Genomic DNA, 22,509 nt, shown 5'->3' with positions numbered 1-22,509 from the left:
TTGTTCTATCGACTTGTTTTCTGGAATGACATCTTTAAAAACTTCTCTGTTTTCGTATCAAATTCTACATCAACAAAAACACCATATTCTTTTCCATCCTCACGAAGCCACAATTTAAATTTTTCAACTGTTATTTGAACAGTTTTTGGTTTTCTACCTATATGAAGGTAATCAATAATCTCTGCTTTCGGATATTGTTCTTTCGTTTTTTCAACGGCCAGTTTACCCCATTTTGCATAGGGTGGCTGTGCGTGAACTATAGATGGCCCCGTATATATATTTGAACATGTTGTTATTAAAAAAATTATAAATGCTGTACGTGTAATGAATTGCTTCATAATGAGCTCCTTTTATTCTTTTCGTATATTGTTTACATATTTCTTTAAGCATATAAGTTTGGATTTTTTTGACTTCTTTACATAAAAGCGAAGGTTTTACAAAACATAACCATGAAATCATTTCCGTAATTAAGGAGGGAAATACATGCATCAAAAGACTGTCTTTAAGATAGCGATTTTACTCGTCTTTATCGGGCTATCTTTAATGGTAAGTAGTATACAAATGAAAAATGTAGAAGCCTTTTCGAATCAAGTTATTCAAAGAGGAGCATCTGGTGAAGATGTTATTGAACTGCAATCTCGTTTGAAATATAACGGATTTTATACGGGAAAAGTAGATGGTGTTTTCGGATGGGGTACATACTGGGCACTTCGGAATTTTCAGGAGAAATTTGGACTACCTGTTGATGGTTTAGCGGGTGCTACAACGAAGCAGAAACTTGTTAAGGCAACGAAGTATGATAAGTCGACTGCTAATAAAGGTACTACAACGAATAAAGGGAATAGCGGCGGTACTGCACAAGAAAATAAACCACCACAAAGTAAAGGGACAAATGTTCCAAACGGTTATTCTCAAAATGATATTCAGCTAATGGCAAACGCTGTTTACGGAGAGTCACGTGGTGAGCCATATTTAGGACAAGTAGCAGTGGCTGCGGTTATTTTAAATCGTGTTACAAGCGCATCGTTTCCAAATACTGTTTCAGGTGTAATCTTTGAACCGAGAGCCTTTACAGCAGTAGCGGATGGACAAATCTATTTAACGCCAAATGAAACAGCGAAAAAGGCTGTATTAGATGCGATTAATGGATGGGATCCAACAGGGAATGCACTTTATTATTTCAATCCAGATACTGCGACAAGTAAATGGATTTGGAGTCGTCCACAAATTAAAAAAATCGGTAAACATATTTTCTGTAAATAGAGCGGAGGTGGAAACATGTTACGAGGTATTATCATTGTACTATTAACAGTAGGTGTAGTTGGAACAGGATATTGGGGCTATAAAGAGCATCAAGAGAAGAATGCGGTATTAATTAGAGCGGAAAATAGTTATCAGCGCGCGTTTCATGATTTAGCGTATGAGGTTGACCTATTACACGATAAAATCGGAACAACGCTTGCGATGAATTCACGTTCATCTTTATCACCAGCATTAGCAGATGTTTGGCGTTTAACATCCGAAGCCCGTTCAGATGTAGGGCAACTACCATTAACATTAATGCCGTTTAATAAAACGGAAGAATTTTTAGCGAATATCGGTGATTTTAGTTATCGTGCAGCGGTTCGTGATTTAGAAAAAGAACCGTTAAATGATCAAGAATATAAAACGTTACAAGGTTTATATTCAAATGCAGGAAATATACAAGATGAACTGAGAAAAGTGCAGCATCTGGTGTTGAAAAACAATTTACGCTGGATGGACGTAGAGATGGCACTTGCTTCAAATCGAGATCCAGCAGATAACACAATTATTGATGGATTAAAAACAGTTGAGAAGAATGTAACGTCATACTCTTCTACAAACTTCGGACCGACTTTTACAAGTGCACAAAAGAATAAAAAAGGTGGATTTGAAGCAGAAGGAAAGGCTATTTCAAAAGAGGAAGCGGAAAAAATCGCGAAATCATTTTTAAACTTAAAAGGGAATGAAAAAGTAGAAGTCGAGAAAAGTGGAAAAGGTGCGAAAGAATCATTCTACAGTGTGAAAATTCAAGATCCAGCAACGAACAATGAGTATTATATGGATATTACCGGAAAAGGTGGATATCCAATTTGGGTAATGAATAACCGAGAAATTAAAGAGCAAAAAATTAGTTTAAATGATGCAGGAAGTAAAGGATTGGCATTTTTAAAGGATCATAAGTTTACAAATATGGAGCTGTTTGATAGCTCTCAATATGATAATATCGGTGTGTTTACGTACGTTGTAAATGAAAATGGAATGCGTATTTATCCAGAAGCAATCCAAATGAAAATTGCTTTAGATGATGGATCGATTGTTGGTTTTTCCGCAAAGGAATATTTAGCATCGCATCAAAAACGAACAATTCCGAGTGCGAAACTAACTGCTGCTGAGGCGAGAAAGAAAATTAACCCCGATGTAAAAGTTATGGAAGAACGTAAAGCTGTAGTAGTAAATGACTTGCATAATGAAGTACTTTGTTATGAATTTATTGGTACTTTAGGGAAAGATACGTACCAAATTTTCATTAACGCAAATAATGGAGCAGAAGAAAAAGTGAAGAAGATGCAAGCTGTTGAAAAAATTTATGATTAAACATCAATGATAAAGTGGTGAAAATAATGAAAATCATTATATATATGTTAATGCTTTGTTTCGTTATTACTGGATGTAGTATTGGGAAAAAAGACAATCCTAATGAAAAGCCAGAACAAAAAAATGTCTCGATGAAAAATGTTACGTATACGAATAAATCAAATAAGCCAAACGAAAAAGCTGCTGATCATTTAGCATCTTTAGCTGCAAGTATACCTGGTGTAAACGATGCGACAGCAGTAGTAGTTGGGAAATATGCTGTTGTAGGTATTGATGTAAAAGCGAAACTTGATCGAACTCGCGTGGAGTCAATTAAGTATTCTGTTGCAGAAAGTTTGAAGAATGATCCCAATGGTGCTAATGCAGTCGTTGTAGCAGATGTTGATACGTATGAAAGATTAAAACAAATAGGAAAGCAAATTAAAAATGGTAAAACTGGTGAAGGTATACTTGATGAATTAGCAGCAATTGTTGGCCGAGTAATGCCACAAGTTCCAAATGATATGATTGAAAATAGAGAAACGAATCCAATTAAAGATAATGATAAACAATTACCAAAAGATGAAGAACAAGAACTACGAAAAGAACAAGAAGATCAGTCAAATAACCATTTGAAAAAATAGTGAAAATCCCGTACTAAATTGTACGGGATTTTCCTGTAAGATTAAATATTCAGTTTATTTTTAAGGGAATATATGGTTTAATAATGAGGGGAGGGACAACCGTTATGATGAAAAAAAGCGCACTCATATTAGGTAGTTTATGCATATGTTTCAGTATGACAGCGTGTGATCAGAAGAAAGAAGTGAAGAAGAAAACGGCTACGTCTTCTACAATAACGGAAAATAAAAAGCAAGAGTCCATTAATATAAATCATTTCTCAAATATTAATGAAGGAATGACTTATTTAGAAGTGAAAGAATTAATCGGTTTTGAAGGGGATTTACTCATAGAAGAAGGGGTAGAACATTCTACACAAATTAAACAAATTTTTGCTTGGAAAGGAAGCAATCCAAAATCATTTGCTGAAATAACATTTTTGGATGGAAAAGTGCAGTCTAAAGCGCAGCAAGGTTTAAGTTAATAAGTTAAAAATGGGAGAGTTAAGCATGAACATACATACAGGGGAAATACAATTAGTTCCGTATAAGGAGCAGTATAAAGAGAGAATAGAATCATTTAGTTTACCAAGTGAACAAGTGCGATTCACAGCGAATCCAGGTGAATTACTGGAGAAAGCGAAAAATGATCGAACTAAAAATGTAGTTGTTATTTTGGACTTTAGCGGAGTACCTGTCGGTGTTTTTGCATTACAAACGGGTGACAGAGTACAGGAGTTTACAGAAAATAAAGATGCCATACTTTTAACTTCTTTTTCTATTAATCACAATAAACAAAGGAAGGGATATGCTAAAAAATCATTGGCTTTATTACAAGAATTTGTAAAATGTTATTACCCAATAAAAAATGAAGTGATTCTTGCTGTAAATGAAAAAAATATTCCGGCACAAAAGTTATATGAGAAAGTTGGATTTCAAGATAAAGGGTTTAGAAGAATGGGATCAATCGGACAACAAGTCATATTACATTTACCTATAACCAAATAATGAGATAACAAAGCTTACTCTTGAAGAAAACCATGTAGTAAGTTTTTTTATTACATGATTTGTTAGAAAAATCTATGCAAATATCTGAGGAATATGAAGATGTAAATATATCTGATTTTTAGGACTGTTAAAATGTGAGGTGTATTGTTATGACAATTTATATTGCACTACTACGGGGAATTAATGTAGGTGGACATAATGTAGTCAAAATGGCGGATTTGAGAAAAGTCTTTGAATCAATAGGGTTAAAAAAAGTGAAAACATATATTCAAAGTGGAAATGTAGTGTTTGAGTCAGAAAAAGGGATGAGTTTTTTAAAGGAACGAATTGAATGTGAAATTAAGAATGTTTTTGATTTCGATGTTCCAGTCATGTTAAGAACAAAAGATGAATTTATAAATATTATAAAAACGTGTCCTTATGAAGCCGGTTTATTGTTAGAAGGAGAAAGCATACATGTTGCCTTTTTAGCCAATGTACTTTCTGAAGAAGACAGTAATCAGTTGTTTACGATTAAAAGTGAAATAGAAGATTGCCATATTGAAGGAAAAGTAGTGTATTTGTTTTTCAAAAAAAGTATCCGGAATTCTAAATTAATGAACCAGTTTCAAAAATTACATACACCAGCTACAGTAAGGAATTGGCGGACTGTAAATAAGTTAAAAGCAATAGTGGAAGATATGTATTAAAAAAGTGGTTTTCTATTTACAGAAAACCACTTTTTTTATTTATATTGTTTTGCGACAATAAGTTCAACGATAGGATAAATAAAGAATGAAGAGCAAAGTGCTATAAATAGAGGAAGGTTCTTTATTTCATCGAGTAATAGGGATGAAAATCCTTCTGAAAATATTAATATAAGAAACATCATACACATAAGTACAAAATAAGAAATTTTAAAGCTTTTATATGTAATTTGTTGTCCCATCTCATCTTGACTTTCTTCCGATACTCCGTTTGGATCTCCCCATGTAATATGATTAATTAAATTACCAAGTATTAAAGAACCAGTGAAAATCGTCCCGCCCAAAATTGAACCTTCAGTTATGTATTTGTATGTGCCATGTACAAGTATAGCGATTAAAGAAAAAATTATGATTACAAAAATAGTTTTTTTAGTATTCAATATATAATTGCACCTCCACTTTTGTAAAAAACTCTTTACATCCATAGTATAAAATTGGAAAGGTTTCGTGTCCAATACTTTTTACACAAAAGGTGAAGGTATATAGTATTTTGTTTTAAAGATAAATAAAAAATTACATTACATTTGAATGTAAAAGAATAGGCTCGCATATATTTGGAAGGGATGTCAGATTAATTTAGGGGGTAGTTATGTCTATACTTTTAAAAGCTGGTGCAGATGCAGGAAATAATGGTTTGAAGTTAATGGTGAAAGGGCAGGACCCTATTTTTATCCCGAGTATTTATTCTTTATATATAGGAGAGCCTACAGGACTGTTAGATGAGGGAGATGTATCATTATCAGAATTAGAGAATCACATTGATGTGACCATTAGTTCTCCATCGCTAATGTTAAATAATGTACGATACATCGTTGGAGAAAAAGTGATTCAAGATCAATTAAAAGGTACTGAGGTGGAGAAGAAATCAAATAAGTCTACTGATGAATTAATGGTTATTACAATCCTTTCTGGTTTAGCGATAAGTGCTATGCGTCAAAGTCCAACTTCAAGTCATATTAATATTCGTTATGATTTATCGGTCGCTCTTCCTATGCAGCTTATTACACAGGAAATCGCTGCTGAAAATGCAAAACGTTATATGGGAAATCATAAGGTTGTTTTCCATTATCCGAACGGACGGGATGTTACGATTAATGTTTCTATTGAGTTTTGTAAATGCCTACCTGAAGGCGCTTCTGGGACGTGGGGCATTGTATATGATGAAGAAGGAAATGTTGTGAAACATAAAATAGAATGTGAACAAAATCAAGTTTCAGAAATTGATTTTGTTGATAAAACATTATTATCTTTTGATATTGGTGCAGGGACAACCGAAGAAGTTGTTTCGTTAGGGGTAAATTTCCGTCCGCAATTAAGTAAAGGGTTATCGTACGGTGTAAAAGAAACGTTACTACAAATTATTACAAGATGGAATCGGAAATATCCTACGAAAACAATTGATAGCATTACAGAATTTAACCAAATTTATTTAAATGAAAAACACCCGAGAAATGCATTGTTAGTTGAGGAATCGCAACCAGCGTTTTTAGGTTTAGCTGCACGTGTCGCAACAGATATTATTAACAAAATTGATGATATGAAAGACGATCCATATGTATTTATTTATGGTGGGGGCGCAGTTATTATTAAAAATAGCTTGAAAATGATTTTAAAACAAAAAGGACGCTTGAAAAATGTGATTTTTGTAGATAACCCGTTATTTACAAATGCTCGTGGGTTATTAGTATACACATGCTCGCCAAAATACAGAGAGCATAAGCAAAAAGAGTTAGGGTTTACAAACTTAACGATAAGTTAGTTGGTGGAAGTATGCGATCTAGGCGATATAAACGTGGTGATCGAGTGAAAATTAATATTAATAAATCAGTATCGCCTGAAATGATTGCTTGGCTTAATAAACAATCTAATCCAACTAATTTCTTTTTCTTTGCAGCCCAGCAATTATTTAAACAAGTAGGAGATATTGATGTATCAAAAACCTTGCCAAGTAGCCATGTTTTTTCTTTATATGTAGAACCTTCATCTCTATTAAAAGTTGAAATGAATCCATTTAAAAACGTACCATTAGAAACTAGTAAATCCACCGAAAATGTAAAAAAAAAATCGTGGGAATCTGTTGATCAGTTAGATTGTCCATTTTTTTAAACATAGAAAAAATAGGTAGAGCCCATCACTATACATAGGAATGCAGTGATGGGCTTTTGTTATTGTATCGTAATATCTATAAAGTGAAACTATAATCAGTGGGGGGGTTCATCCCCACTGATTATTAGCCCTCACGAATTGGGTGTTTATGGGCAGCAGGGCTTCCACCTAACTTCTTTGTTTCAGCCGAATTTTGAGGTGGGAGTTTTACTGCCCACAAATAGCGGGATAAATAGAAGGGGACAAAACAATTTGTGCCCCTTCTAAAAGTTATCCTTATCTTATATAGGATATATGTTCTGAAACTGCTTCAATAATTTTATCCCAGTCATCGGGGTGATTCTCATGTCCTGTACCTTCAAGGGTTAATAGCTTTGAGTTCGGAATTTCTTCAATAAGTGCGAGTCCATGTTCAAGTGGAAGAGCTCTATCGTCCGTACCATGAATTACTAAAGTTGGTACCAGAATTGATTTAAGTATACCCTCATAAGAATCATCACCTGTTAGGAGGGCGTGATTAAACATACTTAATAGATTGTTAGCACGTTCTATTTCTTGTTTTACTTGTTTCAAAGTTCTTGCTTCATTAAATATACGCTTTGATCCACAGAGTAGACGTGATCCTGTAACTAAATATTTCGCTATAACATCTTTATTTGTCCAATCTAAATTCACACCATTAGCATGATGTGTCAAAATTCTTTCATCCATTGGAGGCAAATCACGAGTATTGTTATCAGATCCAATAACGCTTGTTGCTAGTAATGTTAAGGTTAATATTCTTCCTGGGTGTTTTATTGCAGCAATTTGAGCAATCATACCTCCTAATGACATGCCCAGAAGGTGTGCCTTGTCAATATGATACGCATCGAGCACCCCGATTGCATCTTCAGCCATGTCTGCTACAGTGTAATTGGAAGTCCCAGGCTCATATGTAATAGAGCGCCCAACATCACGGTTATCATAGCGAATGACAAATCTCCCTGTGCTAGCTAACCTTTCACAAAATTCTTCATCCCAATAAACCATTGAACACGTAGCTCCCATAATTAATAATATTGCTGGGTTATTAGGGTTGCCAAAGCTTTCTGTACATAAATCAATACCGTTTACTTTGAAAACTTGTTCATTCATAGTACACTCTCCGTTTCATTAAAAATTAAAGAAAATATAACTTTTGTTGTTTCTTATCCGGAAACTAAATTGTATTAAAGTTAGGTACATGCTTTTTGCACTCATAATACTTAATTAGTAGAGATAAATATCACCTCCAAACATATTTATTATCATTTGAGACGAAAAATTTTGAAAAATAATTGTTAGTTATTAAAATTAACAGAAAGGAGGAGAGGAAATGAAAGCAATTATTATTGATCAATATGGTAGTGTTGAAAAATTACAAGAAAGACAAGTTCCAAATCCGGTTATTAAGTGTAATGAAGTATTAATACGCATACACGCAACATCTGTTAATCCTGTTGATTGGAAAATAAGAAAGGGAGAATTACAAGAGAAGCTGCTATTTTCATTTCCAATAATATTAGGTTTAGATGTTGCTGGAGTAATTGAAGAAGTTGGAGAAGATGTGGACCATTTCAAAATAGGAGATAAAGTGTTTACGAAACCAGAAAATATAGGGAAAGGCTCCTATGCTGAATACATTACAGTAAAATCAGATTTAGTAGCTTACATGCCAAATAATATTAGTTTTGAAGAAGCTGCGTCTATACCTCTTGCAGGACTAACAGCTTGGCAAAGTCTTGTTGATTACGCACTAATAAAAGAAAATGATCGAGTATTAATTCATGCTGGAGCTGGTGGAGTAGGTAGTTTTGCAATTCAAATCGCGAAATCATTTGGGGCCTTTGTCGCTACAACTGCAAGTAGTAAAAATGAAGAGTTTTTAAAGTCTTTAGGTGCTGACCTCATCATTGATTATAAAAAAGATAAATTTGAAGAGCTACTATCGGATTATGATATTGTGTTAGATACAATCGGCGGAGAAGTACAAGAGAAAAGTTTTCAAATTATTAAGCCTAGTGGTGTTCTAGTTTCTATCGTTCATGAACCGGTACATGAAGTACAAGGAATAAAATCAGGATTTTTATGGTTAAAACCAAGCGGAAAGCAATTATACGAATTATCAGGTTTGATTCAAGCTGAAAAAATTAAACCAATCATTAGTAAGGTTGTTCCGTTTAATGAAAAAGGAATTAGAGAAGCTCATATTTTGAGTGAAAGTCAGCATACTAGAGGGAAAATTGTAATTACAATGGAATGATGTTTACATAAATATACGAGTGGTGACTTAAAAAGAAAATTGTCACCACTCATATAAACTACAATTTTTGCATGACAAAAGTAATCGCATTCGTATTTAATTGAATGTGTGTACCGTTTCGTAGAATATCATACGCTAAACTTTTTATTTCAACTTTTACTTTTTGCCATTCGGTATAAACGCATTTTAGTGTACGTATCATTTCTTCCGTAGAAAGGTCAATTTCAATTAAAGCATCTAATTCTTGATTCGTTTCCAAGTCAATTTCTTGAATGTTAGAGTTAACTATTAAACAATTGATACCACCACTCTTTGTCCCATTTTCCATAGAGTGAAGTACTTTTTTAAAATCGTCTATTGATCTGACATGTTCTAAACTTGATACTGCAACGATGTAGTCATAAGTATTAGGAGCAATATAGTAGTCTTCAATTGCTGCTTGTTCCGTTTTTATGTATTCAAATACACCATATTCTTTGCTATAAACTTGTAACTTCGTTAAAGCCGAATCGAGTAGATCAACACAAGTAACAGTGCCGCCACTATTCGTGATTTTTTGTGCAATCGGAATACCGTTTCTACCGACACCAGAGCCAAGGTCAAGTATTTGTAGCTCTTTCTGTCCTTCAAAATAGTTCAGCATGTCCAAAACTGTTTTAACGGGTTTATAAAGCCAAGATCCAGCTTCGAATAATTTATATTGATCATAGCAAAGATCGTGATATTTTTTCTCTTCTTGTCTTATGTAATCGATTCTGTTCATAGTGTTTCAGCTCCAATAGTTTCATGGCGAAATGAATAGGTTGGACAACCTTTGACATTCATTTGAATTCGAAATATACCACCAGCATGTGGGTACTGTTTTAATTCCGCATCCGTCATTCTTGTTCGGGCTGTTGTGATATATAAATCGGTCAAATTAGGTCCTCCAAAAGTACACGACGTAACATATAAAGCAGGAATCGGAATACTTAAAATCTGTTTTCCAGTAAAGGGATTCCATCTAGTAATCTTCGAGCCTCCCCAATGTGCAATCCATAAACAACCTTCTACATCAATTGTCATGCCATCGGGTATACCTTCATTTTCAGGGAAGATGATAACATCTGTTGGATTGCTAATTACACCAGTATGTATATCATAATGAAAACGGACTACTTTTTTTGTAGGTGTATCAATGAAATAAAGAAATGTATGATCAGGGGACCAAGCTATACCATTTGACGTATTTACATGTGCAACTTTTTTATCTACGTTGAAATTATTGTTTAAACAATACAAGGAACCAGCAGCATTAATACCGTATAAGTCTGTAGTGCCCGCCCAAAAGCGGCCAGCTGGATCGCATTTTCCATCGTTAAAGCGATTTTCTAATAAATCTGGTTCAGGGTCATAAATATGTGTAAGTATTTTTGTGTCAAGATTAAGAGAATAAAAGCCTTGTTCCATTGCTACTAAAACTTCATCGTTCGTATATGGAACAACACAACCGATTTGTTGGTCGAGAGTGATTGCTCGGTTTGTTTTTTTAACAGGATTATAAAGACATAATTTTTTCTCGATAATATCAACCCAGTATAATAATTGTTTCTTCTCATCCCAGCAAGGACCTTCCCCTAAATTCGCCTTAGCATCAACGACTAATTCTATATTTCTGAGCAATATGTTTCACCTCTATTCATTAAAGCTATATATAAAGTTCGATAAGACGAGAGGTAAACCTTTCACTGAAATGAAATTAAGATTTCCAGTGTAAGAAAAGAGGGCCTTATCACGTAATTCGAAAATAGCGTATAGCCATGGGGAGGGAAATGCATATGATGTTTTATGAAATTGTCTGTTTTTCATGTAAAAATGTATTTCGCGTATACGAAGGAAGCGGAAAATATAGGGAATTCAAGAGAAATCCGGAGGGGAAATATTGTTGTAATGAATGTAGTCATAAAATTCAACTGGAAGCGATAAAACATTTTTTTAGATAGTTATATGCTATTTGTTTTCGTTCAGAAAAATTTGACAATGTATTCGTTATAAATTATCATATGTAAAAACTAATATTCAAAATGGCATTGAAGAGAAGAGTAGTTAAGAATGAATACATACAGAGAGCTCTGGTAGCTGAGAAAGAGCGGTTAAACATCTTAACGAAAAAAGACTTGGAGCTGCGCAAGGAACTAATTTGTTTAGGGATGGTGCGACGGGTTCTCCCGTTATAGAGATAGGGTATAAGCATATTTTGCCGTACCTGAAAAGGTTAATATGGTGACGTATTAACAAACTGAGGTGGTACCGCGAAGCTAATAACTCTCGTCCTCAAGATTAATAATCTTGGGGGTGGGAGTTTTTTATTGTATAAAACTGAAAATGTGAAAACAAAAATACAATTGAGGTGAGTATATGCATTGGGCGTATGAAGTGGCACATAAATTAATTAGAAAACATCCCAACAAAGAAACTTTTGTTTGCGCATCTGGAATTAGTCCATCTGGTTCGGTTCATATTGGTAACTTTCGTGAAATAGTAACGACTTATTTTGTTGTAAGGTCGCTTCAAGATTTAGGGAAAAAGACTCGTTTTATATTTTCATGGGATGATTATGACAGGTTTAGAAAAGTTCCCAAAAATATTGATCCTTCTTTTGCAAAATATATTGGTATGCCATACTGTGATATTCCTGATCCGTATGGGTGTCATAATTCGTACGCAGAGCATTTTGAAAAAGAGTTTGAGGAATCGCTTCAAGCATTTGGAATTGAAGTAGAATTTATTTATCAACATGCTGAATATAGAAGCGGAAGGTATAACGAAAACATAATAGAGTCTTTGTATAAAAGAAAAGAAATATATGATATTTTAATGGGTTTTAAAACAGGAATACACCGAGAAGAGGATAGAGAAAACTTTTATCCCGTTACGTTATATTGTGAGAGCTGCGGGAAAGATGCAACAACTATTACACATTTTGATGAAGTACTAAAAACAGTTCGATATGACTGTGAATGTGGAAATCAAAATAAATTATCCGTATTAAATACAAATCAAATGAAACTGAATTGGAAAATCGATTGGCCGATGAGATGGATGATAGAGGATGTAATTTTCGAACCGGGTGGGAGAGATCATTCATCGGAAACAGGTAGTTATAATGTATCAAAAGAAATTGCAAGGAAAATATTCAGTTGTGAAGCCCCTCAATACGTTGCTTATGATTTCATTGGAATTAAAGGGCATCATGAAAAAATGTCCAGTTCTTCAGGGAATAGAATTACACCTAGCGACTTATTAAAAGTGTATGTACCAGAAGTAATTCTGTTTATGTTTGCAAAATATAAGCCTGATGCAGCTTTTCATATTGGACTTGATGAAGATGTGATTCGCAATTATACAGAGTATGAGAGATTGAAGGACAGTTATGAAAATAAAACAATCAAAAATGAAGATTTATTTGATGCAATTAAACTTTCTAGACTTGATAGCCGATTTAAAGAGTATCCAAAGTTTAATCAAGTAGCAGGAACTTTACCGTTATTAAATTTTGATTCGTCTATTTTACAAGATATATTAGAGAAAATAGATAGGTGCTATGGATTACCTGAAATGATAGCGATAAGTAATCGTGCAGAGTATTGGATAAGAAACTTTCAATCTAAAAAAATAATTGCGGTAAATAAAGAGAAAAATACGGAGTTTTATAACACATTAGATGAAAGGCAGAAAAAATGGCTAGTAGAAGTTTGTAAAATACTTCGTTCTAATAACGATCATTCTAAACTAATGGAGCAATTGTATACGATTTGTCATCATGAAAATAAAAAAATAATGAAAGAAAATCAAAAACAATTATTTACCGTTATATATAGGCTCATTATGAATCAATCAAGTGGTCCACGTATACCGTTATTAATACATGTAGTAGGCGCCAGAAAATTCGTCACATTATTAGATTTCTAAAAGATAGTTAAAAGCAACGCAAGTACTCAATAGAATAAGTACTTGCGTTGCTTAATTTTTACTATCTTGAATACATTTTTGGACATTCATCACCACTTGGTTCGTAAAAGCAATGACTTTTAAATTGTCCTGCAAACGGCTGATTATACCACTCGGATGGACAAGCTCCAACTGGACGAAAATACCAAAGAGCCCATCGTGCTGGCCAGCGCCATTCACCTTGTAAAACTTTTCTTGCGATTTCTTTTTCTGATTCACGGGCACGTTGATAAAAGTATCCGTATTGAACCGCTTCGAATCCGCCAGGGCTTTGATATACTGCATCACGCACAGATCGAAGCTCTTTAAAATCTAAACAATCACAAAACACACGATTTACGACAACACATCCAACAAGTTGTTCACCTTGTCGTCCTTCGCCCTCAGCTTCAGCACGAATTAATCGAGCGAGTAAATCAACGTCGCTTTCGTTGTATGGAATAAGGGGCATTGTAATACCACCTTTCTTTACCTGTTATAGTAAAAAGTGTATGTTTCAAAATGAGCTAAGTGCATTTTTCTTTAAAATAACTACTAATTTTAAAAAGGAGCTTATACAGATAAAAGCTAATTATTATATAGAAGATAAAAACGAAAAAGGAGAGGTACTATGCATCGTATTCATAAAGAACATATCATTTACGCAATGTCACCAGAAAATAAGCCCTGTATGGAAGTGGAAATTGGGAGCCGTCTTGTATTTGAAACATATGATTGCTTTGAAAATCAAATTGATTCTGAAGATGTTGTGTTTCAAGAATTAGATTGGAACCGAATTAATCCAGCGACTGGACCTGTATATATTAAAGGTGCAGAATCTGGTGATATATTAGCCGTAACGATTGAAAAGATTAAAATTGCAGAGCAGGGTGTTTTAACTACAGGTGCGAACCTCGGTGTAATGGGGGATGAGCTAAATGAAAATACAGTGAAAATTGTCCCAATACATAATGAACATGTTATATTTTCCAATGAAATACATATTGCAATTAACCCCATGATTGGTGTAATTGGTACGGCCCCGAAAGAGGAGAGTATTTCCTGTGGAACACCGCATGACCACGGCGGAAATATGGATTGTAAAGAGATAAAAGAAGGCACTACATTATTATTACCTGTAAATGTTCCTGGCGCTCTTTTGGCATTAGGAGATTTACACGCTGCAATGGGTGATGGTGAAATTGGTGTTAGTGGGGTGGAAGTTGCTGGAGAGGTAACTGTAACTGTTCAAATTATAAAAGAAAAAAAATGGCCATTACCAATGGCTATCCAAAAAGAAAAAATAATGACGATTGCTTCAGAGAAATTGTTAGACGATGCAGCGAATCGTGCTGTACGTAATATGGTGACATTTTTACATGAAGAATTAGAAATGTCTAAAGCAGATGCAACTCTTTTATTATCAGCAGCGGGTAATTTGAAAATTTGTCAAGTTGTGGATCCACTAAAAACGACGCGGATGGAACTAGGAATGGAATATGTGGAGAAGCTGGGTTTTAATTGGAGTAAATTTAATATTAAATAAGAATAATAGAAGAAGGATGCTGTTTTTTTTAGTATCCTTTTATAATTTACGGATTAAATAAAAAGAGGTAGTATTTATTTTGTATAAGTATATTTGAGATTGTGAATTAAAAGGAGTTTAAGAATGGTCAAAATTATGATTGTTGAAGATGATATGAAAATTGCGGAGCTATTATCAACTTATGTTGCGAAATACGGTTACCAAGGAATAGTTATATCGGATTTTCAAAATGTGTTAGACATATTTTTAGAAGAACAGCCAGAGTTAGTTTTATTAGATATTAATTTACCAAGCTTTGACGGCTACTATTGGTGTCGTCAAATTCGCGGAGTTTCCACATGTCCAATTTTATTTATCTCGGCCCGTGAAGGTACGATGGATCAAGTTATGGCGTTAGAAAATGGTGGCGATGATTTTATTCCGAAGCCTTTTCATTATGAAGTTGTAATGGCGAAAATTCGTAGTCATTTAAGACGTGCTTATGGAGACTATGCACCGAAAATAGAAGAACGAATGGTTGAGCAACAAGGTCTTTGTTTATATCCTGAAAGACTTGTTTTGAAGTTGCGGAACCAAGAGATTGATATAACGAGAAATGAAGCCATTTTATTAGAAATGTTAATGAAAAACTATCCGCGTGTTGTGAGTAGGGAAGTATTATTAAATAAATTATGGGATAGTGAATCTTATGTTGATGATAATACATTAAGTGTAAATACAACACGTGTGCGTAAAAAGTTAAAAACGTTACAAATTGAAGGAGCAATTGAAACAATTCGTAGTGTTGGGTATAGATTACATATTACTTGGGATAATGGTATGGAAAAATGATAAGGTTGTTTATACGTGATCATATACCACTTATTTGTTTTACTGCGATCCAACTACTAGCCATATTCTTAGTTTATTGGTTTGATGGACATAATCATATTACTACAGCATTATATGCAATGTTTTTAGGTGCTTTTTTTATGGTAAGCTACTTAGTATTTCGTTATTTTACACATCGTTCTTTTTATGAGCGCTTAGCAAATCCATTGCAATCTTTGGATGAATCCGTTCAAAAATCTGATTTTGCAGTTTTATCTACCGCTCTCCAAGATTTGCTTGATGCACAATATCGTCATTATCAAAATCAGCTGCAATTACAAGAGAGAAAAAATAATGATCATTTAACCTTTATGAATCAGTGGATTCATCAAATGAAAACACCTCTTTCTGTAATAGAATTAATTACACAGGATGAAGTGGATTCGCGTTTTGAAAGTATTAACGAGGAAACAGATCGATTGAAAAAGGGATTAGAGATGGCATTATATGTCGCACGTTTAGAAGCATTCACACAAGATTTTTATGTAGAAAGAGTACAACTACATAAAATAGTGAATGATTCTGTACATGAACATAAACGCTTCTTTATCCGAAATTTTGTATATCCAGAGCTTGAAATTGATAAAGGTATTACGGTAGAAAGTGATGCGAAATGGTTGCAATTTTTAATTGGACAAGTTATATCGAATGCGATTAAATATTCATCAGGTAGTAGAGAAAAGATTAAAGTGAAAGCATATAAGGAAGGTAATACAGTTGTACTTGAAATTATCGATAGTGGCGTAGGGATACCGAAGCAAGATTTACCAAGAGTATTTAAACCTTTCTTTACCGGAGAAAATGGTAGAGATTTTAAAGAATCAACGGGAATGGGTCTATATCTTGTATATGAAATTACGAAACAATTGGGACATAATGTAGAGATCCATTCAGAGGTTGGTAAAGGTACCGTTGTACGAATAATATTTTTTAATGTGTAACAAGTGATCAAGGCTAAAGGCTAAAGAACTTTGAAGATAAGTTTTTTAGCCTTGTTTTGTACCACTTGGGAATAAAGAATTATTTACCTAAGAGAAGTAAAAGCGAATTGTTTATTATTCGTTTATGGTAGGGGGATTGTAATGGATATTCGGAAAATGAGATATTTCATAACAGTGGCAGAAGAATTAAACTTTAGTCGTGCAGCAGAGCGTCTTATGATGGCACAACCTCCTTTAAGTCAAGAAATTCGTAAATTAGAAGAAGAGTTAGGAGTTCAACTTTTTCATCGAACAAAAAGAATGGTTGAACTTACGGATGCTGGAAAAATATTTTTAGAAGGTGCGCGGCAAACATTACTTCAAGTAGATAGAACCATTAAAGAAACACAGCTTGCGGATGAAGGGAAGATAGGCCATTTAATAATCGGTTTTGTCGATTCTACAGAAACTGTAATAGAGATATTAAAAAAATTTCGAGAACGTTTTCCTAGAATACAGCTTATATTACGCGAGATGACAACAGACCAGCAAATAAAAGCGCTATATGAAAAACAAATTCATATTGGATTTATTCGTTCCAAGCAGAATAATGAAATATTAGCTTCCGAAGTTTGTTCTGAAGAATGTTTAAAATTAGTTTTGTATGAAGAGCACCCTTTCGTTTCGTTACCTAACATTTCAATCAAATCATTAGTAGATGAACCATTTATTTTATTTCCACGTCATTTTGGTACAAACTTTTATGATTTAATTATTAGTTACTTTTGGGAACATGGAGTAAGTTTAAATATTGTTCAAGAAGCAATTCAGATGCAAACGATTGTGAATTTAGTTGCAGCAGGAATGGGGATTTCTGTCGTTCCATCATCAGTGGAAAGTTATAAAAAACCGGGAGTTATATATAAAGAAATTCAAGAAAATACCCCGAAAATAAATTTATATGCTGGATGGAGACTAGATGAAAAATCTGTTGTGTTAGAGAACTTTTTAACAGTTGTTAGAGAGGTTTATACGATCTCACAATGTGAATGTAAAAGATAAAAACCCATCTTTATAGGATGGGCAGTGTGGATTTGGAAAGGAAAGCTTCTTTATAGGGAGAATTCACTGATGTTTTAACCTGTTTTGCTCGGATCGTACTCAATGAAACCTTTTAGTACACCATCAATTTGATCCATAATTTCAGGTTGCAATTTAACACTAGAGGCAATTACGTTTTCTCTTATTTGCTCCGGATTTGATGCGCCAATAATTGCAGAGGAAACAGCTGGATTTTGTAGCACCCAAGCAATTGCGAGTTGAGATAAGGTAAGATTAGTTTCTTGCGCGATGGGATTAAGTTTCTGAATTGCAGTGAGTACATCATCACTCATCCAACGTTGCACGAGTTTTTGGAAAAATGGTTTACCAGCATCAGAGTTAGCACGTGATTGATTCGGCAATGGTTTACCAGGTTGATATTTTCCTGTGAGAATACCTTGTGCAAGGGGGGACCATACGATTTGACCAAGTCCCTCACGTTGACATGTTGGTATTACATCAGTTTCAATAACTCGCCACAACATCGAATATTGAGGTTGGTTAGCGATAAGTGGAATGTTCAATTCTCGTGCGAGTGCTGCACCGCGGGTGATTTGTTCTGATGTCCACTCGCTTACGCCTAAATAAAGGACTTTACCTTGTCGTACAAGATCAGCAAAAGCTAACATCGTTTCCTCAAGGGGAGTGGTTGTATCATATCTATGTGCATAATAGACATCGATGTAGTCTGTCTGCAATCGACGTAAAGATGCATTACAATTTTCTAAAATATGCTTTCGTGATAAGCCTCGATCATTTTTTCCGGGTCCAGTCGGATGGCAAACTTTTGTACAGAGTTCTATACTTTCTCGGCGTATACCGTTCAAAGATCGGCCAAGTACTTCTTCGGCTATAGTGTCTGAATAAACATCAGCAGTATCGAACGTTGTAATTCCGACATCTAGTGCTGCTTTCACACAATCATTTGCAGTATCCTCATCTACTTTTCCACCATGGTTTATCCAGTTCCCATATGCAATCTTGCTAACTGTTAATCCACTGTTTCCTAGTCTGCTAAATTCCATTATAGTGTCCCCCTTTAAAATGATACCTTTATTATAAGAACTGAAATTCAATATGTATAATATATAATTGATCATAAATTTATATAAAAATTATATAAGGAGGAGTATATAGAAGTTTATAGATAGGGAAATCTAAAGTAAGAAGAACATGAAAATGTAGTTTGTATTTTATTGATATGAAGTGCAATGAGGGAAAATAAACTTTTTTACGTACAAACAATGATATTTACGCATACAATACCACTATGGTACAATATGGTTACTAACGACGGAAAGGAATGATGGGTGGACGATGATTAACTAATCTTATTTTTAAACGTTGAAATTCAATAAATTTCAATTTATAAAAAATAGGATTAGTCTGCCCAATTCCATTCAACGGTATTGCTATTTGATTTGCGTAATAGCTTATTTGGGTATAAATAATGTAATGACTAATCCTGCCAAAATTACTTTGGGAGGATTTTTTTGTTCTCCCTTAATGAAAGGGATCGGTAATATGAAAGAGCTTTTAAAATTAAATGATGTGTATGTTGAAATAAAGGAAAATACTTTGTTAGAAAAAATGAATGTAGTAGTAAAACAAGGAGATGTTATCGGATTAATTGGTAAAAATGGTGCTGGTAAATCAACGTTGCTTCAATTAATAAATGGGAAGATTGAACCATCAAAAGGTACTGTTGAATGGCAGCAAATAAATATGACAACCGCATATGTTGAACAAGAAATAGAATCTTTTATTAGTAATGATGTGATTGCAAAAGAAGCAGAGCTTCTTGCAAAATGGGGCGTGCCAACGAACGATTTTCACACTTTAAGTGGTGGTGAAAAGCTGAAAGTTCGGTTAGCGAAAGGATTTGCGGGAAATCCTAATGTCTTAATATTAGACGAACCGACAAATCATTTAGATGAGATGAGTACGGAATTTCTCATTAAACAAATAAAAAATATGAAAGGTACAGTTATCGTTGTATCACATGATCGATATTTTTTAGATGTTGTCGCAACAAAAATATGGTCAATTGAGGATAAAAAATTAATTGAGCATAGCGGTAATTATACGCGTTATATGAAAGCGCGTGAGCAAAGAAGATTGACGCAGCAACGTGAATATGAAAAGCAGCAAAAAAAGATAGAACAAGTTGAAACACATATAAAAGAATTAAGTTCATGGTCACAAAAGGCACACGCACAGTCTACAAAACAAGAAGGAGTTAAAGAGTTTTATCGTGTAAAAGCGAAGCGAATGGATGCGCAAGTGAAGTCAAAACGAAAACGTCTCGAAAAAGAGCTGGAGAAAACGAAAGTAGAACGTGTGAAAGAAGAGTATTCAGTCGAGTTTTCTATTCAAGCGAATAAAAAAGTAGGAAAACGCTTCTTAGAAGTGAAACAATTGAGGAAAGAATTTAATAGACAAATATTATTTGAAAACGTTAATTTTACAATTCAGCACGGTGAGAAGGTTGCAATTGTTGGACCAAACGGTAGCGGGAAAACAACATTACTGAAGATGATTATGGGAACGGAAACTGTACAAGGAGAAGTATGGATTTCACCATCTGCAAACATCGGTTATTTAACACAAGAAGTATTTGATTTACCACTGGATAAAACACCAGAAGATTTATTTTTTAAAGAGACATTTGAAGAAAGAGGAAAAGTCCAAAATTTAATGAAACATTTAGGATTCCAAGCTTCTCAATGGAAAGAGCCGATTGAACATATGAGCATGGGAGAACGAGTGAAATGTAAGTTAATGGCTTATATTTTAGATGAAAAAGATGTACTTATTCTAGATGAACCGACGAATCACCTTGACCTCCCTTCACGTGAACAGCTGGAAAATACATTAGCGGAGTATAATGGAACACTAGTTATCGTTTCTCACGATCGATATTTTATAGAGAAAACAACTAATACGAAACTTGTGTTTTCAAATAATACGATACAAAAGCAGCTAGAAGAACCTACTAAAACAAGAGATGATATTGAAGAGCTACGTTTAACGTTAGAAACAGAGAGACAAGAAGTATTAGGTAAATTAAGCTTTTTAACTTCTAACGATAAAGAATATAAAGAACTTGATGAACGATTTATAGAACTTACGAAGCAGATTAAGGCGCTTTAATGTAATTAAGGGGGATTAACATGGGAGAAGATAGTTCGACTAATTTATTTAGAATAGACTGTGGAGATATATACTTGCAAGAGTTTACTATGAAAGATGCGGAGAGCATTTATAAAATATCAAATCAACCGGAAATAGAAAAGTTTTTACCAGACTGGAAATCAACAAAAGAACAACGAGTTAATTGGGTTACAAATTATGAGGTACCAGAAAATAAAGCATTTTTTGATGCCGTGAAACTTACATCAAACGTTGAAGAGTATTCTTTAAAGTTAGGGGTATTTATTACAAGTACAAATGAGTTTATTGGTTGGTGTTGTACGGGTATTAAAGAAGAACTCCCTTCACCAAATAGAGAAATTATGTATGCTATTTCAAGTGAGTATCAACATAAAGGTTACGCAACTCAAGCGACAAAAGGCTTGATCGGCTATTTGTTTGAAAATACAAATGTTGATGCCCTTAACGCAATTGCATTAATTAACAACGTACCATCAAATAAAGTAATTGAAAAATGCGGGTTTACTTATATGAGACAACAGACGATAGAAAATCAACTATATAATCATTATCAATTGAGTAAATCCGAATGGATAAAAAATATTGCCCTGTAAAAGGAATTAACACGAAATCATTAAAAAACTTAGAGCTAAAACTCTAAGTTTTTTTACATTCACTTTATATCTGTTAACATATGAAAGGTGCAATTCGGATGACTTCTTGATGGAATTGCTTTTCACCAAAGCAGGAGCATCAAGCTGTACATGTGATAACCATTTTAAAAAATCATTTACGAAAAGGGATTTGGAAGATTTTATCGAATGCATGTATCTATGAAAACGCAAATTTCTTACTCAAATCACCCTACAAATGAATTACTTTAAGCTCAAGTAGAAGAATGCACGGGAAAAGTGGGATAAGAGTTTGGTCTTAGTCAACAAAAAGTGTTGGTAAGTCTAGTGAGGGGGTACATATAAAACTTACGGTTGAGTGCTAGTGGATTAAATGTTTAAGTTATGAAATAGTTTAAATAAGGGAGGGGAACACATATCATAATTTGGTTTCGTCACTTGCCACAAATAAGTATGGATTTTTCAGAATGGACTCCTTTTATACAGAATAATTGGTATCGAAAACATTATATGAAGTTTGTATATCTACTTCAGATAATCATTTTTCTAATACCCTATTTCTTTGAAATAGGTTTCACTCATATTAATATATTTTATCTTATCATAATTGGTATTTTTGTCTTTATTATTCACGAATGTCTACACATTTTGGTCATAAATAAAAAAGGTGATATTAGCTTAACGTGTAGTGGAATATTTTTTTGGTTAAATACAAATGTAATACTATCCAAAGCGAGATTTTGGGTCTTTATGAGCTTGCCTATTATTGTATTATCAATATTTCCTGCTGTTATGTCGTTTTATGTATCAGGAAATATGAAATCAATCATGTTATTTATATGTTGGATAAACACATTTATCTCTGCCTCAGATATCTACAATTCATTTTTTATTGCAATTAAACCGAAAAACTCAGTTTTTTGCAGGGGTTATTATCAAGTGAAATAGTATTAATAGGG

25 protein-coding genes and 1 other annotated feature are annotated in these 22,509 nt (G+C 33.8%); of the genes, 18 read left to right on the top strand and 7 right to left on the bottom strand.

Annotated elements, in window-relative coordinates:
• Positions 1-5 precede the first annotated feature (5 nt).
• On the bottom strand, positions 6-338 hold the full coding sequence (locus BAQ49_RS15970; protein ID WP_002119887.1) for a DUF3889 domain-containing protein: 333 nt from the start codon (positions 336-338) through the stop codon (positions 6-8).
• 145 nt (positions 339-483) lie between these two features.
• Between BAQ49_RS15970 and sleB the strand changes: the two genes are divergently transcribed.
• The 6 genes from sleB (at position 484) to BAQ49_RS15940 (ending at position 4,915) form a co-directional block, all read left to right on the top strand.
• Positions 484-1,263, top strand: a complete 780-nt coding sequence (gene sleB, locus BAQ49_RS15965; RefSeq protein ID WP_071746129.1) for a spore cortex-lytic enzyme — start codon at positions 484-486, stop codon at positions 1,261-1,263.
• 15 nt (positions 1,264-1,278) lie between these two features.
• Complete coding sequence (ypeB, locus tag BAQ49_RS15960; protein WP_071746128.1) at positions 1,279-2,619, top strand: germination protein YpeB; 1,341 nt, start codon at positions 1,279-1,281, stop codon at positions 2,617-2,619.
• A 26-nt stretch (positions 2,620-2,645) separates the two neighbouring features.
• Entirely contained in the window at positions 2,646-3,242 is a 597-nt protein-coding gene (locus BAQ49_RS15955) for a YhcN/YlaJ family sporulation lipoprotein (protein WP_071746127.1), read from the top strand.
• Between the two features lie 83 nt (positions 3,243-3,325).
• Complete coding sequence (locus BAQ49_RS15950) at positions 3,326-3,703, top strand: hypothetical protein (RefSeq protein WP_199639312.1); 378 nt, start codon at positions 3,326-3,328, stop codon at positions 3,701-3,703.
• 25 nt (positions 3,704-3,728) lie between these two features.
• A complete protein-coding gene (locus BAQ49_RS15945) occupies positions 3,729-4,226 on the top strand; it encodes a GNAT family N-acetyltransferase (protein WP_071746125.1) in 498 nt (165 codons plus the stop codon).
• Between the two features lie 149 nt (positions 4,227-4,375).
• Complete coding sequence (locus BAQ49_RS15940; RefSeq protein WP_071746124.1) at positions 4,376-4,915, top strand: DUF1697 domain-containing protein; 540 nt, start codon at positions 4,376-4,378, stop codon at positions 4,913-4,915.
• Positions 4,916-4,950: 35 nt separating this feature from the next.
• Here the strand turns inward: BAQ49_RS15940 and BAQ49_RS15935 are convergent, their stop codons facing one another.
• On the bottom strand, positions 4,951-5,352 hold the full coding sequence (locus BAQ49_RS15935; RefSeq protein ID WP_071746123.1) for a hypothetical protein: 402 nt from the start codon (positions 5,350-5,352) through the stop codon (positions 4,951-4,953).
• 209 nt (positions 5,353-5,561) lie between these two features.
• Between BAQ49_RS15935 and BAQ49_RS15930 the strand changes: the two genes are divergently transcribed.
• Together BAQ49_RS15930 and BAQ49_RS15925 are read left to right on the top strand one after the other, a co-directional pair.
• A complete protein-coding gene (locus BAQ49_RS15930; protein WP_071746122.1) occupies positions 5,562-6,731 on the top strand; it encodes a ParM/StbA family protein in 1,170 nt (389 codons plus the stop codon).
• Between the two features lie 11 nt (positions 6,732-6,742).
• Positions 6,743-7,078: a hypothetical protein gene (locus BAQ49_RS15925; RefSeq protein ID WP_071746121.1), complete on the top strand. Its 336-nt coding sequence runs from the start codon at positions 6,743-6,745 to the stop codon at positions 7,076-7,078.
• A gap of 276 nt (positions 7,079-7,354) precedes the next feature.
• Here the strand turns inward: BAQ49_RS15925 and mleBCA are convergent, their stop codons facing one another.
• The gene (gene mleBCA / locus BAQ49_RS15920; protein WP_071746120.1) at positions 7,355-8,212 is read right to left on the bottom strand and encodes a BCA family alpha/beta fold macrolide esterase; all 858 of its coding nucleotides are present in this window, start codon (positions 8,210-8,212) and stop codon (positions 7,355-7,357) included.
• 220 nt (positions 8,213-8,432) lie between these two features.
• Between mleBCA and BAQ49_RS15915 the strand changes: the two genes are divergently transcribed.
• Positions 8,433-9,359, top strand: coding sequence for an NADP-dependent oxidoreductase (locus BAQ49_RS15915; protein WP_071746119.1), 927 nt, complete (start codon positions 8,433-8,435; stop codon positions 9,357-9,359).
• Positions 9,360-9,417: 58 nt separating this feature from the next.
• Here the strand turns inward: BAQ49_RS15915 and BAQ49_RS15910 are convergent, their stop codons facing one another.
• Entirely contained in the window at positions 9,418-10,122 is a 705-nt protein-coding gene (locus tag BAQ49_RS15910) for a class I SAM-dependent methyltransferase (RefSeq protein ID WP_071746118.1), read from the bottom strand.
• Positions 10,119-11,021 (bottom strand): SMP-30/gluconolactonase/LRE family protein, encoded by a 903-nt coding sequence (locus BAQ49_RS15905; RefSeq protein ID WP_071746117.1) that lies wholly within the window; start codon positions 11,019-11,021, stop codon positions 10,119-10,121. Before BAQ49_RS15905 ends, BAQ49_RS15910 begins: the two co-directional genes overlap by 4 nt.
• A gap of 149 nt (positions 11,022-11,170) precedes the next feature.
• Between BAQ49_RS15905 and BAQ49_RS15900 the strand changes: the two genes are divergently transcribed.
• Positions 11,171-11,341 carry a DUF2197 domain-containing protein gene (locus tag BAQ49_RS15900; protein ID WP_071746116.1) on the top strand — a complete coding sequence of 57 codons (171 nt, stop codon included), beginning with the start codon at positions 11,171-11,173 and terminating at the stop codon, positions 11,339-11,341.
• 78 nt (positions 11,342-11,419) lie between these two features.
• Positions 11,420-11,677 (top strand) — a binding site (T-box leader).
• 79 nt (positions 11,678-11,756) lie between these two features.
• Positions 11,757-13,310, top strand: coding sequence for a lysine--tRNA ligase (gene lysS, locus BAQ49_RS15895; RefSeq protein ID WP_071746115.1), 1,554 nt, complete (start codon positions 11,757-11,759; stop codon positions 13,308-13,310).
• Between the two features lie 61 nt (positions 13,311-13,371).
• Here lysS and BAQ49_RS15890 read toward each other — a convergent pair whose 3' ends face one another.
• On the bottom strand, positions 13,372-13,800 hold the full coding sequence (locus BAQ49_RS15890) for a cell wall hydrolase (RefSeq protein ID WP_071746114.1): 429 nt from the start codon (positions 13,798-13,800) through the stop codon (positions 13,372-13,374).
• 159 nt (positions 13,801-13,959) lie between these two features.
• Here BAQ49_RS15890 and BAQ49_RS15885 point away from each other — a divergent pair, with 159 nt between their 5' ends.
• The 4 genes from BAQ49_RS15885 (at position 13,960) to BAQ49_RS15870 (ending at position 17,726) form a co-directional block, all read left to right on the top strand.
• Positions 13,960-14,874, top strand: a complete 915-nt coding sequence (locus BAQ49_RS15885) for an acetamidase/formamidase family protein (RefSeq protein WP_071746113.1) — start codon at positions 13,960-13,962, stop codon at positions 14,872-14,874.
• A gap of 123 nt (positions 14,875-14,997) precedes the next feature.
• A complete protein-coding gene (locus BAQ49_RS15880) occupies positions 14,998-15,705 on the top strand; it encodes a response regulator transcription factor (RefSeq protein WP_071746112.1) in 708 nt (235 codons plus the stop codon).
• Entirely contained in the window at positions 15,702-16,685 is a 984-nt protein-coding gene (locus tag BAQ49_RS15875; protein WP_071746111.1) for a sensor histidine kinase, read from the top strand. The genes BAQ49_RS15880 and BAQ49_RS15875 overlap by 4 nt, the downstream gene beginning before the upstream one ends.
• Before the next feature lie 141 nt (positions 16,686-16,826).
• Positions 16,827-17,726, top strand: coding sequence for a LysR substrate-binding domain-containing protein (locus BAQ49_RS15870; RefSeq protein ID WP_071746110.1), 900 nt, complete (start codon positions 16,827-16,829; stop codon positions 17,724-17,726).
• A gap of 74 nt (positions 17,727-17,800) precedes the next feature.
• Here BAQ49_RS15870 and BAQ49_RS15865 read toward each other — a convergent pair whose 3' ends face one another.
• On the bottom strand, positions 17,801-18,790 hold the full coding sequence (locus tag BAQ49_RS15865) for an aldo/keto reductase family protein (protein WP_071746109.1): 990 nt from the start codon (positions 18,788-18,790) through the stop codon (positions 17,801-17,803).
• Between the two features lie 499 nt (positions 18,791-19,289).
• Here BAQ49_RS15865 and abc-f point away from each other — a divergent pair, with 499 nt between their 5' ends.
• From abc-f to BAQ49_RS15850, 3 genes are all read left to right on the top strand, one after another.
• The gene (gene abc-f, locus BAQ49_RS15860; protein WP_071746278.1) at positions 19,290-20,918 is read left to right on the top strand and encodes a ribosomal protection-like ABC-F family protein; all 1,629 of its coding nucleotides are present in this window, start codon (positions 19,290-19,292) and stop codon (positions 20,916-20,918) included.
• Positions 20,919-20,938: 20 nt separating this feature from the next.
• Positions 20,939-21,532, top strand: coding sequence for a GNAT family N-acetyltransferase (locus BAQ49_RS15855; protein ID WP_071746108.1), 594 nt, complete (start codon positions 20,939-20,941; stop codon positions 21,530-21,532).
• Between the two features lie 471 nt (positions 21,533-22,003).
• Positions 22,004-22,498 carry a DUF3267 domain-containing protein gene (locus BAQ49_RS15850; RefSeq protein WP_071746277.1) on the top strand — a complete coding sequence of 165 codons (495 nt, stop codon included), beginning with the start codon at positions 22,004-22,006 and terminating at the stop codon, positions 22,496-22,498.
• Positions 22,499-22,509: the final 11 nt, after the last annotated feature.

Source organism: Bacillus proteolyticus (assembly GCF_001884065.1).
GTDB lineage: Bacteria > Bacillota > Bacilli > Bacillales > Bacillaceae_G > Bacillus_A > Bacillus_A proteolyticus.
The sequence above is the reverse complement of the archived record's forward strand: the minus strand, read 5'-3'. Positions and strand labels throughout refer to the sequence as shown.

Bases quoted from the DNA above. Each gene is read 5' to 3' on its own strand.
- sleB (WP_071746129.1), top strand. From the start codon at position 484: ATGCATCAAAAGACTGTCTTTAAGATAGCGATTTTACTCGTCTTTATC.
- BAQ49_RS15915 (WP_071746119.1), top strand. From the start codon at position 8,433: ATGAAAGCAATTATTATTGATCAATATGGTAGTGTTGAAAAATTACAA.
- BAQ49_RS15885 (WP_071746113.1), top strand. From the start codon at position 13,960: ATGCATCGTATTCATAAAGAACATATCATTTACGCAATGTCACCAGAA.
- ypeB (WP_071746128.1), top strand. From the start codon at position 1,279: ATGTTACGAGGTATTATCATTGTACTATTAACAGTAGGTGTAGTTGGA.
- BAQ49_RS15950 (WP_199639312.1), top strand. From the start codon at position 3,326: ATGAGGGGAGGGACAACCGTTATGATGAAAAAAAGCGCACTCATATTA.
- BAQ49_RS15865 (WP_071746109.1), bottom strand. From the start codon at position 18,790: ATGGAATTTAGCAGACTAGGAAACAGTGGATTAACAGTTAGCAAGATT.
- BAQ49_RS15890 (WP_071746114.1), bottom strand. From the start codon at position 13,800: ATGCCCCTTATTCCATACAACGAAAGCGACGTTGATTTACTCGCTCGA.
- BAQ49_RS15955 (WP_071746127.1), top strand. From the start codon at position 2,646: ATGAAAATCATTATATATATGTTAATGCTTTGTTTCGTTATTACTGGA.
- BAQ49_RS15945 (WP_071746125.1), top strand. From the start codon at position 3,729: ATGAACATACATACAGGGGAAATACAATTAGTTCCGTATAAGGAGCAG.
- BAQ49_RS15925 (WP_071746121.1), top strand. From the start codon at position 6,743: ATGCGATCTAGGCGATATAAACGTGGTGATCGAGTGAAAATTAATATT.
- BAQ49_RS15900 (WP_071746116.1), top strand. From the start codon at position 11,171: ATGCATATGATGTTTTATGAAATTGTCTGTTTTTCATGTAAAAATGTA.
- mleBCA (WP_071746120.1), bottom strand. From the start codon at position 8,212: ATGAATGAACAAGTTTTCAAAGTAAACGGTATTGATTTATGTACAGAA.
- abc-f (WP_071746278.1), top strand. From the start codon at position 19,290: ATGAAAGAGCTTTTAAAATTAAATGATGTGTATGTTGAAATAAAGGAA.
- BAQ49_RS15850 (WP_071746277.1), top strand. From the start codon at position 22,004: ATGGATTTTTCAGAATGGACTCCTTTTATACAGAATAATTGGTATCGA.
- BAQ49_RS15875 (WP_071746111.1), top strand. From the start codon at position 15,702: ATGATAAGGTTGTTTATACGTGATCATATACCACTTATTTGTTTTACT.
- BAQ49_RS15855 (WP_071746108.1), top strand. From the start codon at position 20,939: ATGGGAGAAGATAGTTCGACTAATTTATTTAGAATAGACTGTGGAGAT.
- BAQ49_RS15930 (WP_071746122.1), top strand. From the start codon at position 5,562: ATGTCTATACTTTTAAAAGCTGGTGCAGATGCAGGAAATAATGGTTTG.
- BAQ49_RS15880 (WP_071746112.1), top strand. From the start codon at position 14,998: ATGGTCAAAATTATGATTGTTGAAGATGATATGAAAATTGCGGAGCTA.
- BAQ49_RS15870 (WP_071746110.1), top strand. From the start codon at position 16,827: ATGGATATTCGGAAAATGAGATATTTCATAACAGTGGCAGAAGAATTA.
- lysS (WP_071746115.1), top strand. From the start codon at position 11,757: ATGCATTGGGCGTATGAAGTGGCACATAAATTAATTAGAAAACATCCC.
- BAQ49_RS15910 (WP_071746118.1), bottom strand. From the start codon at position 10,122: ATGAACAGAATCGATTACATAAGACAAGAAGAGAAAAAATATCACGAT.
- BAQ49_RS15970 (WP_002119887.1), bottom strand. From the start codon at position 338: ATGAAGCAATTCATTACACGTACAGCATTTATAATTTTTTTAATAACA.
- BAQ49_RS15940 (WP_071746124.1), top strand. From the start codon at position 4,376: ATGACAATTTATATTGCACTACTACGGGGAATTAATGTAGGTGGACAT.